The sequence below is a fragment of the Streptococcus mitis genome (genome assembly GCF_946188685.1).
In the GTDB taxonomy this organism is placed as follows: Bacteria; Bacillota; Bacilli; order Lactobacillales; family Streptococcaceae; genus Streptococcus; species Streptococcus mitis_CC.
Genome location: NZ_CAMHWH010000002.1, coordinates 222,844 through 237,058 on the forward strand (window position 1 = coordinate 222,844; position 14,215 = coordinate 237,058).

The following is a 14,215-nucleotide window of genomic DNA, read 5'->3' on the forward strand; positions in this document are numbered from 1 at the left end:
TAAAAATCTTAGAAATTGTGATAAAATAGGTAGGATAAAAAAAGGAGAGTGAAAATGGCGAATCCCAAGTATAAACGTATTTTAATCAAGTTATCAGGTGAAGCCCTTGCCGGTGAACGTGGCGTAGGGATTGATATCCAAACAGTTCAAACAATCGCAAAAGAGATTCAAGAAGTTCATAGCTTAGGTATCGAAATTGCCCTTGTTATTGGTGGAGGAAATCTCTGGCGTGGTGAACCTGCAGCAGAGGCAGGTATGGATCGCGTTCAGGCAGATTACACAGGAATGCTTGGGACGGTTATGAATGCTCTTGTGATGGCAGATTCATTGCAACAAGTTGGGGTTGATACACGTGTGCAAACAGCTATTGCTATGCAACAAGTGGCAGAGCCTTATGTCCGTGGACGTGCCCTTCGTCACCTTGAAAAAGGCCGTATCGTTATCTTTGGTGCTGGAATTGGTTCACCTTACTTCTCAACAGATACAACAGCGGCCCTTCGTGCGGCTGAAATCGAAGCGGATGCTATCCTTATGGCCAAAAATGGCGTAGATGGTGTTTACAATGCCGATCCTAAGAAGGACAAGACAGCTGTTAAATTTGAAGAATTGACCCACCGTGATGTTATCAATAAAGGTCTTCGTATCATGGACTCAACAGCTTCAACCCTCTCAATGGATAACGACATTGACTTGGTTGTCTTTAACATGAACCAACCAGGCAACATCAAACGTGTCGTATTTGGTGAAAATATCGGAACAACAGTTTCAAATAATATCGAAGAAAAGGAATAAGAAAGATTATGGCTAACGCAATTATTGAAAAAGCTAAAGAGAGAATGACCCAGTCTCACCAATCACTTGCTCGTGAATTTGGTGGTATCCGTGCTGGTCGTGCCAATGCAAGCTTGCTTGACCGTGTACATGTAGAATACTACGGAGTAGAAACTCCTCTTAACCAAATCGCTTCAATTACGATTCCAGAAGCGCGTGTTTTGTTGGTGACACCATTTGACAAGTCTTCATTGAAAGACATCGAACGTGCCTTGAACGCTTCTGATCTTGGTATCACACCAGCTAACGACGGTTCTGTTATTCGTTTGGTTATCCCTGCTCTCACAGAAGAAACTCGTCGTGACCTTGCTAAAGAAGTGAAGAAGGTCGGCGAAAATGCTAAAGTGGCTGTCCGCAATATCCGTCGTGATGCTATGGATGAAGCTAAGAAACAAGAAAAAGCAAAAGAAATCACTGAAGACGAATTGAAGACTCTTGAAAAAGATATTCAAAAAGTAACAGACGATGCTGTTAAACACATCGACGACATGACTGCCAACAAAGAGAAAGAACTTTTGGAAGTCTAAAAATAAACAGAAAAACTCAGTTGGCATTGCTGGCTGAGTTTTATTCGAAAGAAGGAAATATGAATACAAATCTTGCAAGTTTTATCGTTGGACTGATAATCGATGAAAATGACCGTTTTTACTTTGTGCAAAAGGATGGCCAAACCTATGCTCTTGCTAAGGAAGAAGGTCAACATACAGTAGGGGATACGGTCAAAGGTTTTGCCTACACGGACATGAAGCAAAAACTCCGCCTGACAACCATAGAAGTGACGGCCACTCAGGACCAATTTGGTTGGGGAACTGTAACGGAAGTTCGTAAAGACTTGGGTGTCTTTGTGGATACAGGCCTTCCTGACAAGGAAATCGTTGTGTCACTCGATATTCTCCCTGAGCTCAAGGAACTCTGGCCTAAGAAGGGCGACCAACTCTACATCCGTCTTGAGGTGGACAAGAAAGACCGTATTTGGGGACTTTTGGCTTATCAAGAAGACTTCCAACGTCTAGCTCGTCCTGCCTACAACAACATGCAGAACCAAAACTGGCCAGCCATTGTTTACCGCCTCAAGCTGTCAGGTACCTTTGTCTATCTGCCAGAAAATAACATGCTTGGCTTTATCCATCCTAGCGAGCGTTACGCAGAGCCACGTTTGGGGCAAGTTTTAGATGCGCGTGTTATTGGTTTTCGTGAAGTGGACCGCACATTGAACCTCTCCCTCAAACCACGTTCTTTTGAAATGTTGGAAAATGATGCTCAGATGATTTTGACTTACTTGGAAAGCAATGGCGGTTTCATGACCTTAAATGATAAGTCATCTCCAGACGACATCAAGGCAACCTTTGGCATTTCTAAAGGTCAGTTTAAAAAAGCTCTAGGTGGTCTTATGAAGGCTGGTAAAATCAAGCAAGACCAGTTTGGGACAGAGTTGATTTAGGGAGACTTATGAGAAAATCATTTTACACTTGGCTCATGACCGAGCGCAATCCTAAAAGTAACAGTCCCAAGGCTATCTTGGCAGACCTAGCTTTTGAAGAGTCTTCCTTCCCAAAACACACCGATGATTTTGATGAGGTGAGTCGCTTTTTGGAGGAGCATGCCAGTTTCTCTTTTAACCTAGGAGACTTTGACGCTATCTGGCAAGAATACTTAGAACACTAGCATGATTCATTGGGTTTGGGCTAGTAATTTCTCCACCCCTTTGCTATAATAAAAAGAAATAAAAGGATTAGAGAGGTTCTTTATTTGAAGGAACATTCAATAGACATTCAACTGAGTCATCCAGATGACTTGTTTCATCTTTTTGGTTCCAATGAGCGCCATCTTCGTTTAATGGAAGAAGAGCTTGATGTGGTGATTCATGCTCGTACGGAGATTGTCCAGGTTTTGGGAGAAGAGGCTGCTTGTGAGGAAGCACGTCAGGTTATTCAGGCTTTGATGGTCTTGGTAAATCGTGGAATGACCGTTGGTACGCCAGATGTGGTGACTGCAATTAGCATGGTCAAAAACGATGAAATCGACAAGTTTGTCGCCCTTTACGAAGAAGAAATCATCAAGGATAATACTGGGAAGCCTATCCGTGTCAAAACCTTGGGTCAAAAACTTTATGTGGACAGTGTCAAACAGCATGATGTGACCTTTGGAATTGGGCCAGCAGGTACAGGGAAGACCTTCCTTGCAGTGACCTTGGCTGTGACAGCTCTTAAACGTGGTCAGGTTAAGCGGATTATCCTAACACGCCCGGCAGTGGAAGCTGGCGAGAGTCTAGGTTTTCTTCCGGGTGATCTTAAAGAGAAGGTAGATCCTTACCTTAGACCTGTTTATGATGCCTTGTATCAGATTCTGGGAAAAGACCAAACAACTCGACTCATGGAGCGTGAAATTATCGAGATTGCGCCCCTTGCCTATATGCGTGGACGAACCTTGGATGATGCCTTTGTCATTCTCGATGAGGCGCAAAATACGACTATCATGCAGATGAAGATGTTCTTGACGCGTTTAGGCTTTAATTCTAAGATGATTGTCAATGGAGATATCAGTCAGATTGACCTTCCGCGTAACGTCAAGTCCGGTTTGATTGATGCCCAAGAAAAGCTCAAGAACATTCACCAGATTGACTTTGTTCATTTTTCAGCCAAGGATGTGGTTCGCCATCCAGTTGTCGCTCAGATTATCCGAGCTTATGAACCAGCTCCAGTTAAAAATGAAGAGCGTGAAGAAGTCCAAGAAGAAACAGAATAACAAAAAAGAGCAGTTCAGGTGGACTTGCTCTTTCTTTTATCTGATAATTATATTTTTTAGACTAGTTCATCAATTGGAGTATGTTTTTTATCGAGACCTTGGGCTACTGGAAGACTGGTTAAGTAACCTTGATAAGTGGTCACACCTTGACGCAAGCCCTTATCTTCAGAGATTGCTTGTATAAAACCTTTACCAGCCAAAGCTTCGATATAAGGAAGAGTGACATTGGTTAGGGCGATGGTTGAAGTACGGGCAACTGCACCAGGGATGTTGGCAACGGCATAGTGGAGAACGCCGTATTTTTCATAGACAGGTTCATCGTGCGTTGTGACACGGTCAGCTGTCTCGATAATGCCCCCTTGGTCAACGGCGACGTCCACAATGACAGAGCCTGGACGCATTTGCTTGACCATCTCATCTGTCACCAATTTTGGTGCTTTGGCACCTGGGATGAGAACCGCTCCGATCACCACATCCGCATCTCTCACACTGGCTTCGATGTTGAGCGAATTGGACATAAGGGTTTGAATTTGATGACCAAAGACCTCCTCTAAAACGGAGAGACGTTTAGCACTAATATCAAGGATGGTCACTTGCGCTCCCAATCCTAAAGCGATGCGGGCAGCATGGGTCCCTACGACACCGCCACCGATGATGGTTACTTTCCCTTTAGGTACACCCGGTACACCACCCAGTAGAACGCCAGAACCTCCTGCTTGCTTAGTTAGGAAATGAGCACCGATTTGGACTGCCATACGGCCTGCAACCTCACTCATAGGTACGAGGAGTGGTAACTGACCTTGGGAATCACGGACAGTTTCATAGGCAATCCCTGTTGTTTTTGCTACTAGCATAGCATCTGCTAATTCAGGCGCTGCGGCCATGTGTAAGTAGGTAAAGAGAAGCAGGTCGTCACGCAAGTACCCATATTCAGAAGCTAATGGTTCTTTTACTTTCACGACTAACTCTGCGGCCCAAGCTTCACCAGCACTAGCGACAATCTCAGCTCCTTGCTTTTGATAGTCAGCATCAGTAAAGCCAGAACCGAGACCAGCATTTGTTTCGATAAGGACGCGATGACCACGACCGACTAAGCTGTGGACACCAGCAGGTGTGAGGGCGACACGGTTTTCATTATTCTTAATTTCTTTTGGAATTCCGATTAACATAGAGAAAAACTCCCTTTCTATTGACGGGCTGTAAATGATTTATCACAATTATCTATAAAATAAGGTGATGATTTTATTCTATATGAAACCGCTTTAAAAAGCAAGAAAAATTTGTTATCACTTCTTTTTTATGCTAGACTGGTAGAAAATATTTTTAAATGGAGGAGAAGTATGGAATCAATCTTTTTAAAACTAGCTCAGTATCTAATAGTGGAAACAGAGCGTTTATTGCTTAGACCTGTAACCTTGGATGATGCGGAAGAAATGTTTGAGTATGCCTCGGACAGAGAAAATACGCGTTACACTTTTCCAACCAATCAAAGCTTGGAAGAAACCAAGAATAACATTGCTCAGTTTTACTTGGCTAGTCCCTTGGGACGGTGGGGAATCGAACTAAAAAGCACTGGCCAGTTTATTGGAACCATTGACTTGCACAAGATTGACCACATTCTCAAAAAAGCAGCTATTGGCTACATTATCAATAAAAAGTATTGGAATCAAGGATTGACGACAGAAGCAAATCGGGCCGTGATTGAGCTGGCTTTTGAGAAGATTGGAATGAACAAGTTGACCGCCCTTCATGACAAAGACAATCCCGCATCAGGAAAGGTCATGGAGAAATCAGGTATGCGCTTTTCCCACGAAGAACCCTATGCCAGAATGGATAATAAAGAACCAGGTCGAATTATCACAAGGGTTCATTATGTCTTGACTAAGGAAGACTATTTTGCAAATAAGTAAGCAGTTGAAAATATTTTTCAGCTGTTTTTTCTTCCTCTTACGAATAATCTAAGAGAGGAGAAAATATGGAAGCAATTATCGAGAAAATCAAAGAGTATAAAATCATTGTCATCTGTGCTGGTTTGGGTTTGGCCTTGGGCGGATTTTTCTTGCTAAAACCATCTACACAAAAATCCGTCACAGAAACAAATTTACAGGCTGAAGTTGCAGCTGTTTCAAAGGATTCATCGTCTGAAAAAGAAGTCAAGAAGGAAGAAAAGGACGAATCTCTTGAACAAGATTTGATTACGGTAGATGTCAAAGGTGCTGTTAAATCGCCAGGGATTTATGATTTGCCAGTAGGTAGTCGGGTTCATGATGCCGTTCAGAAAGCTGGTGGATTGACAGAGGATGCAGATAGTAAGTCGCTCAATCTCGCTCAGAAAGTCAGTGACGAGGCTCTTGTCTATGTTCCAACTAAGGGAGAAGAAGCGGCTAGTCAGCAGACTGCCTCTGGAACGCCTCCTTCGACAAGTAAAGATAAGAAGGTCAACCTAAATAAAGCTAGTCTGGAAGAACTCAAGAAGGTCAAAGGCTTGGGAGGAAAACGAGCCCAGGATATTATCGATCATCGTGAGACAAATGGCAAATTCAAGTCAGTAGATGAATTAAAGAAGGTCTCTGGTATTGGCGCTAAGACCATAGAAAAGTTAAAAGACTATGTCACAGTGGATTAAGAATTTCCCTATCCCCCTAATCTATCTGAGCTTTTTATTACTCTGGCTTTACTACGCCATTTTTGGAGCGTCCTATCTCGCACTGCTAGGCTTTGTTTTTCTGCTAGTTTGTCTCTTTATTCAATTTCCTTGGAAATCAGCAGGCAGAGTTCTAGTGATTTGTGGAATCTTTGGTTTCTGGTTTCTGTTTCAAAATTGGCAACAGAGTCAAGCGAGTCAAAATTTGGCGGATTCTGTTGAAAGGGTACGGATTTTGCCTGATACTATTAAGGTTAATGGTGACAGTCTATCCTTTCGTGGCAAGTCTGATGGAAGTATTTTTCAAGTTTATTATAAACTCCAGACAGAGGAGGAGAAAGAGCAATTTCAAACCTTGACAGACCTTTATAATATAGAACTAGAAGGGAAGCTTTCGGAGCCAGAAGGGCAGAGAAATTTTGGTGGCTTTGACTACCAAGCTTATCTGAAGACTCAGGGAATTTACCAGACTCTCAATATCAAAAAAATCCAGTCACTTCAAAAGGTTGGCAGTTGGGATATAGGTGAAAACCTGTCCAGTTTACGTCGAAAGGTTGTAGTTTGGATTAAGACGCATTTTCCAGATCCTATGCGCAATTACATGACGGGGCTTCTATTAGGACATCTGGATACAGACTTTGAGGAGATGAATGAGCTTTATTCTAGTCTAGGAATTATCCACCTATTTGCCTTGTCGGGCATGCAGGTAGGCTTTTTCATGGATGGATTTAAGAAACTTCTCTTGCGATTGGGCTTGACCCAAGAAAAGTTGGAATGGCTGACCTATCCCTTTTCCCTTATCTATGCAGGTCTGACAGGATTTTCAGCTTCGGTCATTCGCAGTCTCTTGCAAAAGTTACTGGCTCAACATGGTGTTAAGGGCTTGGATAATTTTGCCTTGACGGTTCTTGTCCTCTTTATTATCATGCCCAACTTTTTCCTGACTGCAGGAGGAGTTTTGTCATGTGCTTATGCTTTTATCTTGACTATGACTAGCAAAGAAGATGAGGGGCTTAAGGCTATTGCTAGAGAAAGTCTAGTCATTTCCTTGGGCATACTACCTATTTTATCCTTCTATTTTGCAGAATTTCAGCCTTGGTCCATCCTTTTGACCTTTGTCTTTTCCTTTCTTTTTGACTTGGTCTTCTTACCGCTCTTGTCTATCTTATTTGTCTTTTCCTTTCTCTATCCAGTCATTCAGCTAAATTTTATTTTTGAATGGTTGGAAGGGATGATTCGCTTGGTGTCACAGGTGGCGAGTAGACCTCTAGTCTTTGGACAACCCAATGCATGGCTTTTAATCTTATTATTAATTTCCCTGGCTTTGGTCTATGATTTGAGGAAAAACATTAAAAGACTAACGGTATTGAGCTTATTGATTACAAGTCTCTTTCTCCTGACCAAGCATCCACTGGAAAATGAAATTACCATGCTGGATGTTGGGCAAGGGGAAAGTATTTTCCTAAGGGATGTAACTGGGAAGACCATTCTCATAGATGTAGGTGGCAAGGCAGAATCTGATAAGAAAATCGAAAAATGGCAAGAAAAGGCGACGACCAGCAATGCACAGCGAACCTTGATTCCCTATCTCAAAAGTCGCGGAGTATCCAAGATTGACCAGCTAATTTTGACCAATACGGACAAGGAATATGTTGGAGATTTGTTGGAGGTGACCAAGGCTTTTCATGTAGGCGAAATTTTAGTGTCAAAAGGCAGTTTGAAACAGAAGCAATTTGTGGCAGAACTACAAGCGACCCAAACAAAAGTTAGAAGTATAACAGCAGGAGAGAACTTGTCAATTTTTGGAAGTCAGTTAGAAGTCCTATCTCCAAGGAAAATTGGAGATGGAGGTTATGAAGATTCCCTGGTTCTGTATGGAAAACTTTTGGATAAGTACTTTCTCTTCACAGGAAATTTGGAGGAAAAAGGAGAGAAGGAATTGCTGAAGCACTATCCAGACTTGAAAGTGGATGTTTTAAAAGCTGGCCAACATGGCTCTAAAAAATCATCAAGTTCAGACTTTCTAGAAAAACTCAAACCAGAGTTTACTCTTATCTCAGTTGGAAAGAACAATCGAGCGAAACTCCCCCATCAGGAAACTTTGACACGACTGGAAACTATCAATAGTAAAGTTTACCGAACTGACCAGCATGGAGCTATACGCTTTAAAGGGTGGAATAGTTGGAAAGTCGAAACGGTTGGTTAATGAGCAGAAACTTTTCAAAAAAATAACTTTTTATCTTGACAAGAGCTAGAAAACTTGGTATCATGTAAAAGTTGAGAAAAGCAGAAGTGAGAGCTTCTCGCCTTGTGACATGAAGTTGCCTGGCCCTACGGATGAAAAGTTTCTAAGAAACGCTATCATAACGTGCGGGCTTGTATATTTACGAGTCCGCTATTGTTTTTCTCTAATAAAACAAAAGAGGTGAAAACCATAGCAAAGCAAGACTTATTCATCAATGATGAGATTCGTGTACGTGAAGTTCGCTTGATTGGTCTTGAAGGAGAACAGCTAGGCATCAAGCCACTCAGTGAAGCGCAAGCTTTGGCTGATAACGCTAATGTTGACCTAGTATTGATTCAACCCCAAGCCAAACCGCCTGTTGCAAAAATTATGGACTACGGTAAGTTCAAGTTTGAGTACCAGAAGAAGCAAAAAGAACAACGTAAAAAACAAAGTGTTGTTACTGTGAAAGAAGTTCGTCTAAGTCCAACTATTGACAAGGGTGACTTTGATACAAAACTTCGCAATGCACGCAAATTCCTTGAAAAAGGAAATAAAGTTAAGGTATCTATTCGCTTTAAGGGTCGTATGATTACCCATAAAGAGATTGGTGCAAAAGTTTTAGCCGAGTTTGCTGAAGCAACTCAAGATATTGCCATCATCGAACAACGTGCTAAAATGGATGGACGTCAAATGTTCATGCAATTGGCGCCAGCGACTGACAAAAAATAATTGTCAGAAAGTTAAATAAAGGAGAAAAAATCATGCCAAAACAAAAAACACACCGCGCATCAGCTAAACGTTTCAAACGTACAGGTTCTGGTGGACTTAAACGTTTCCGTGCTTACACTTCTCACCGTTTCCACGGAAAAACTAAGAAACAACGTCGTCATCTTCGTAAAGCATCTATGGTGCATTCAGGAGATTACAAACGTATCAAAGCAATGCTTACTCGCTTGAAATAATAGCCTAACAGTAAGTAAACAATTCTAGGAAATATTTGGAGGAAATAAAACATGGCACGTGTTAAAGGTGGCGTTGTATCACGCAAACGTCGTAAACGTATTCTTAAATTAGCAAAAGGTTACTATGGAGCTAAACACATCTTGTTCCGTACTGCAAAAGAACAAGTAATGAACTCTTACTACTATGCATACCGTGACCGTCGTCAGAAAAAACGTGACTTCCGCAAATTGTGGATCACTCGTATCAATGCGGCAGCTCGTATGAACGGACTTTCATACTCACAATTGATGCATGGTTTGAAATTGGCTGAGATCGAAGTTAACCGTAAAATGCTTGCTGACTTGGCTGTTAACGATGCAGCAGCTTTCACAGCTCTTGCAGATGCAGCGAAAGCAAAACTTGGTAAATAATAACAGATAAGACTGGAACAGGATTGTCCCAGTCTTTTTGAAAATAAAGGAGAAAAATATGGCTTCAAAAATGCTACACACTTGCTTGCGAGTAGAAAATCTTGAAAAATCAATCGCATTTTATCAAGATGCTTTTGGTTTTAAAGAATTGCGTCGCAGAGATTTTCCAGACCATGCCTTCACGATTGTCTATCTAGGTCTTGAGGGTGATGACTATGAGTTGGAGTTGACTTATAACTACGATCATGGTCCTTATGTGGTTGGAGATGGATTTGCCCATATCGCCCTCAGTACACCTGATCTTGAGGCGCTTCATCAAGAGCATAGTGCAAAAGGATATGAAGTGACTGAGCCAAATGGTCTACCAGGAACTGCACCTAACTATTACTTTGTAAAAGACCCTGATGGCTACAAGGTCGAAGTCATTCGTGAAAAATAATCTCGTGAGGTCAAGTAGAATGTTCGTTTTCTACTTGACTTTTTTTAGCTGAAAGAGTATACTAATAAAAATTTAACCTTTAAGGGGAGTCCAGAGAGACTCACAAGGTGTCAGATAAAAGAATAGTACAATTTTCTAGAGGAGACTTTTTGAGTGTGCTCTCTTGTCTTGTACGATTTTAACTGAGGCCTTGCACTAGCAAGGTCTTTTCTTTATCTGATCCCCTTAAAATTTAAGGAGGAAAAGTCATGAATCCCACATGTAAGAAACGTTTGGGTGCCATTCGTTTGGAAACCATGAAGGTGGTTGCACAGGAGGAAATCGCGCCAGCAATCTTTGAATTAGTCCTAGAAGGGGAAATGGTTGAAGCCATGCGAGCAGGTCAATTTCTACATCTGCGCGTGCCTGATGATGCCCATCTTTTGCGTCGTCCTATTTCAATTTCGTCTATTGATAAGGTAAAGAAGCAGTGTCACCTCATTTATCGGATTGAAGGTGCTGGTACAGCTATTTTTTCAACCTTAAGTCAGGGAGATACTCTTGATGTGATGGGACCTCAGGGAAATGGATTTGACTTGTCTGACCTAGATGAGCAGAGCCAGATTCTCTTAGTTGGAGGGGGGATTGGTGTCCCACCCTTGCTTGAGGTGGCCAAGGAATTGCATGCGCGTGGTGTGAAAGTAGTGACAGTTCTCGGATTTGCTAATAAGGCTGCTGTTATCCTTGAAAAAGAATTAGCCCAATATAGTCAAGTCTTTGTAACGACAGATGATGGTTCTTATGGTATTAAGGGCAATGTTTCCGTCGTCATTAATGATTTAGACAGTCAGTTTGATGCTGTTTACTCATGTGGGGCGCCTGGAATGATGAAGTATATCAATCAAACCTTTTATGACCACCCAAGAGCCTATCTATCTCTAGAATCTCGTATGGCTTGTGGGATGGGGGCTTGCTATGCCTGCGTCCTAAAAGTGCCAGAAAGCGAGACGGTCAGCCAACGCGTCTGTGAAGATGGCCCTGTTTTCCGTACAGGAACAGTTGTATTATAAGGAGAAAATTATGACTACAAATCGTTTACAAGTTTCTCTACCTGGTTTGGATTTGAAAAATCCGATTATTCCAGCATCAGGCTGTTTTGGTTTTGGTCAAGAGTATGCCAAGTACTATGATTTAGACCTTTTGGGTTCTATTATGATCAAGGCGACAACTCTTGAACCCCGTTTTGGCAATCCAACTCCAAGGGTGGCAGAAACACCCGCTGGTATGCTTAATGCAATCGGTTTGCAAAATCCTGGTTTGGAAGTTGTTTTGGCTGAAAAGCTACCTTGGTTGGAAAGAGAATATCCAAATCTTCCTATTATTGCCAATGTAGCTGGTTTTTCAAAACAAGAGTATGCGGCTGTTTCTCATGGTATTTCCAAGGCAACTAATGTGAAGGCTATTGAGCTCAATATTTCTTGTCCCAACGTAGATCACTGTAATCATGGACTCTTGATTGGTCAAGATCCAGATTTAGCTTATGATGTGGTGAAAGCAGCTGTGGAAGCCTCTGATGTGCCAGTTTATGTCAAACTGACTCCTAGTGTGACGGATATTGTCACAGTCGCAAAAGCTGCAGAAGATGCGGGGGCAAGTGGCTTGACCATGATCAATACTCTAGTTGGTATGCGCTTTGACCTAAAAACCAGAAAACCAATCTTGGCCAATGGAACAGGTGGAATGTCTGGTCCAGCAGTCTTTCCAGTAGCCCTCAAACTCATCCGCCAAGTAGCCCAAACAACAGACCTGCCTATTATTGGAATGGGAGGAGTGGATTCGGCTGAAGCTGCCCTAGAAATGTATCTGGCTGGAGCATCTGCTATTGGAGTTGGAACAGCCAACTTTACCAATCCTTATGCCTGCCCTGATATCATCGAAAATTTGCCAAAAGTCATGGATAAATACGGCATCAGTAGTCTAGAAAATCTACGCAAGGAAGTAAAAGAGTCTTTGAGGTAAACTGCAATCTATCTGTTCTTGATTTTTTATTAGTTTGTAATGTTGATTATAGAGAATTTTGATATAATGAAATGAGTAAGAACAGAGGAAGTAAATTAATGAAGAAATTGAGATTTATTTTTTTAGCCCTGCTATTTTTCTTAGCCAGACCAGAGAGTGCAATAGCTAGCGATGGTACTTGGCAAGGAAAACAATACCTGAAAGCAGATGGTAGTCAAGCAGCCAATGAGTGGGTTTTTGATGCTCACTATCAATCTTGGTTTTATATAAAAGAAGATGCCAACTATGCTGAAAATGAATGGCTGAAGCAAGGTGATGATTATTTTTACCTAAAATCTGGTGGCTATATGGCCAAGTCAGAATGGATAGAAGACAAGGGAGCCTTCTATTATCTTGACCAAAATGGAAAGCTGAAAAGAAATGCTTGGCTAGGAACTTCCTATGTTGGTGCAACAGGTGCCAAGGTAATAGAAAATTGGGTATTTGATTCTCAATACGACGCTTGGTTTTATATAAAAGCAGATGGACAACACGCAGAGAAAGAATGGCTCCAAATCAAGGGTAAGGACTATTATTTCAAATCTGGTGGTTATCTACTGACAAGTCAGTGGATTGAGCAGGCTTATGTGAATGCCAGTGGTGCCAAAGTACAACAAGGTTGGCTTTTTGACAAACAATATCAATCTTGGTTTTACATCAAAGAAAATGGAAAACATGCTGAGAAAGAATGGATTTTCGAAAATGGTCACTATTATTATCTAAAATCCGGTGGCTATATGGCAGCAAATGAATGGATTTGGGATAAGGAATCGTGGTTTTTTCTCAAATCTGATGGTAAAATGGCTGAGAAAGAATGGTTATACGATTCTAAAAGTCAAGCCTGGTACTACTTCAAATCTGGTGGTTACATGGCGAAAAATGAGACAGTAGATGGTTATCAGCTTGGAAGTGATGGTAAATGGCTTGGAGAAAAAGCTACAAACGAAAATGCTGCTTATTATCAAGTAGTACCTGTCACGGCAAATGTTTATGATGCAGATGGTGAAAAGCTCTCCTATATATCGCAAGGTAGTGTCGTCTGGCTAGATAGGAATAGAAAAAGTGATGACAAGCGCTTGGCTATTACTATTTCTGGTTTGTCAGGTTATATGAAAACAGAAGATTTACAAGCACTAGATGCCAGCAAGGATTTTATCCCTTATTATGAGAGTGATGGGCACCGTTTTTATCACTATGTGGCCCAGAATGCTAGTATCCCAGTAGTTTCTCATCTTTCTGATATGGAAGTAGGCAAGAAATATTATTCGGCAGATGGCCTGCATTTTGATGGTTTTAAGCTTGAGAATCCCTTCCTTTTCAAAGATTTAACAGAGCCTACAAACTATAGTGCTGAGGATTTGGATAAGGTATTTAGTCTGTTAAATATTGACAATAGTCTCTTGGAAAATAAGGGAGCTACCTTTAAGGAAGCCGAAGAACATTATCATATCAATGCCCTCTACCTCCTTGCTCATAGTGCCTTAGAAAGTGACTGGGGACGTAGCAATATTGCCAAAGATAAGAATAATTTCTTTGGAATTACAGCCTATGATACGACCCCGTACCTTTCTGCCAAGACATTTGATGATGTGGATAAGGGAATTTTAGGTGCAAGCAAGTGGATTAAGGAAAATTATATCGATAGGGGCAGAATCTTCCTTGGAAACAAGGCTTCTGGTATGAATGTAGAATATGCATCAGACCCTTATTGGGGCGAAAAAATTGCTAGTGTGATGATGAAAATCAATGAGAAACTAGGTGGCAAAGATTAGTCCTATAATTGAATATGATTTGTGTATAATACTCAATGAAAATCAAAGAGCAAACTAGGAAACTAGCCGCAGGCTGTACTTGAGTACGGCAAGGTGACGTCGACGTGTTTTGAATTTGATTTTCGAAGAGTATAAGCTAAAAATCCT

The 14,215-nt window shown here is 41.5% G+C and carries 16 protein-coding genes and 1 other annotated feature; of the genes, 15 read left to right on the forward strand and 1 reads right to left on the reverse strand.

Annotated features, from left to right (window positions below):
- Window positions 1-54 precede the first annotated feature (54 nt).
- The 5 genes from pyrH to N8N51_RS02910 all read left to right on the forward strand — a co-directional run bounded on the left by pyrH (window position 55) and on the right by N8N51_RS02910 (window position 3,576).
- Window positions 55-792, forward strand: coding sequence for a UMP kinase (gene pyrH, locus N8N51_RS02890; RefSeq protein WP_000002996.1), 738 nt, complete (start codon window positions 55-57; stop codon window positions 790-792).
- An 8-nt stretch (window positions 793-800) separates the two neighbouring features.
- A complete protein-coding gene (frr, locus tag N8N51_RS02895) occupies window positions 801-1,358 on the forward strand; it encodes a ribosome recycling factor (protein WP_001262225.1) in 558 nt (185 codons plus the stop codon).
- Between the two features lie 59 nt (window positions 1,359-1,417).
- Window positions 1,418-2,272, forward strand: a complete 855-nt coding sequence (gene cvfB / locus N8N51_RS02900) for an RNA-binding virulence regulatory protein CvfB (RefSeq protein WP_001095435.1) — start codon at window positions 1,418-1,420, stop codon at window positions 2,270-2,272.
- Window positions 2,273-2,280: 8 nt separating this feature from the next.
- Window positions 2,281-2,496 carry a YozE family protein gene (locus N8N51_RS02905; RefSeq protein WP_001232089.1) on the forward strand — a complete coding sequence of 72 codons (216 nt, stop codon included), beginning with the start codon at window positions 2,281-2,283 and terminating at the stop codon, window positions 2,494-2,496.
- Between the two features lie 84 nt (window positions 2,497-2,580).
- Window positions 2,581-3,576, forward strand: a complete 996-nt coding sequence (locus N8N51_RS02910; protein WP_000658173.1) for a PhoH family protein — start codon at window positions 2,581-2,583, stop codon at window positions 3,574-3,576.
- Window positions 3,577-3,632: 56 nt separating this feature from the next.
- Here the strand turns inward: N8N51_RS02910 and ald are convergent, their stop codons facing one another.
- Entirely contained in the window at window positions 3,633-4,745 is a 1,113-nt protein-coding gene (gene ald, locus N8N51_RS02915; RefSeq protein ID WP_261077912.1) for an alanine dehydrogenase, read from the reverse strand.
- Between the two features lie 171 nt (window positions 4,746-4,916).
- On the opposite strand from ald, the gene N8N51_RS02920 reads away from it, so the two are divergent.
- The 10 genes from N8N51_RS02920 to N8N51_RS02965 all read left to right on the forward strand — a co-directional run bounded on the left by N8N51_RS02920 (window position 4,917) and on the right by N8N51_RS02965 (window position 14,068).
- Complete coding sequence (locus N8N51_RS02920) at window positions 4,917-5,486, forward strand: GNAT family N-acetyltransferase (RefSeq protein WP_024057980.1); 570 nt, start codon at window positions 4,917-4,919, stop codon at window positions 5,484-5,486.
- A 65-nt stretch (window positions 5,487-5,551) separates the two neighbouring features.
- Window positions 5,552-6,202, forward strand: coding sequence for a helix-hairpin-helix domain-containing protein (locus tag N8N51_RS02925; protein ID WP_024057981.1), 651 nt, complete (start codon window positions 5,552-5,554; stop codon window positions 6,200-6,202).
- Window positions 6,186-8,426, forward strand: a complete 2,241-nt coding sequence (locus tag N8N51_RS02930; RefSeq protein WP_261103531.1) for a DNA internalization-related competence protein ComEC/Rec2 — start codon at window positions 6,186-6,188, stop codon at window positions 8,424-8,426. The genes N8N51_RS02925 and N8N51_RS02930 overlap by 17 nt, the downstream gene beginning before the upstream one ends.
- 72 nt (window positions 8,427-8,498) lie before the next feature.
- Window positions 8,499-8,630 (forward strand) — a sequence feature (ribosomal protein L20 leader region).
- A gap of 15 nt (window positions 8,631-8,645) precedes the next feature.
- Window positions 8,646-9,176 carry a translation initiation factor IF-3 gene (gene infC / locus N8N51_RS02935; protein WP_000848180.1) on the forward strand — a complete coding sequence of 177 codons (531 nt, stop codon included), beginning with the start codon at window positions 8,646-8,648 and terminating at the stop codon, window positions 9,174-9,176.
- 32 nt (window positions 9,177-9,208) lie between these two features.
- On the forward strand, window positions 9,209-9,409 hold the full coding sequence (rpmI, locus tag N8N51_RS02940) for a 50S ribosomal protein L35 (RefSeq protein WP_001125943.1): 201 nt from the start codon (window positions 9,209-9,211) through the stop codon (window positions 9,407-9,409).
- Between the two features lie 51 nt (window positions 9,410-9,460).
- Window positions 9,461-9,820 (forward strand): 50S ribosomal protein L20, encoded by a 360-nt coding sequence (gene rplT, locus N8N51_RS02945; RefSeq protein ID WP_000124834.1) that lies wholly within the window; start codon window positions 9,461-9,463, stop codon window positions 9,818-9,820.
- Between the two features lie 58 nt (window positions 9,821-9,878).
- Entirely contained in the window at window positions 9,879-10,259 is a 381-nt protein-coding gene (gene gloA, locus N8N51_RS02950) for a lactoylglutathione lyase (RefSeq protein ID WP_000157153.1), read from the forward strand.
- 248 nt (window positions 10,260-10,507) lie between these two features.
- Window positions 10,508-11,308: a dihydroorotate dehydrogenase electron transfer subunit gene (locus tag N8N51_RS02955; protein ID WP_049515202.1), complete on the forward strand. Its 801-nt coding sequence runs from the start codon at window positions 10,508-10,510 to the stop codon at window positions 11,306-11,308.
- Window positions 11,271-12,257 carry a dihydroorotate dehydrogenase gene (locus tag N8N51_RS02960; protein WP_238095967.1) on the forward strand — a complete coding sequence of 329 codons (987 nt, stop codon included), beginning with the start codon at window positions 11,271-11,273 and terminating at the stop codon, window positions 12,255-12,257. Before N8N51_RS02955 ends, N8N51_RS02960 begins: the two co-directional genes overlap by 38 nt.
- A 98-nt stretch (window positions 12,258-12,355) precedes the next feature.
- Entirely contained in the window at window positions 12,356-14,068 is a 1,713-nt protein-coding gene (locus N8N51_RS02965; RefSeq protein WP_314725837.1) for a glucosaminidase domain-containing protein, read from the forward strand.
- The last annotated feature ends 147 nt before the right edge of the window (window positions 14,069-14,215 follow it).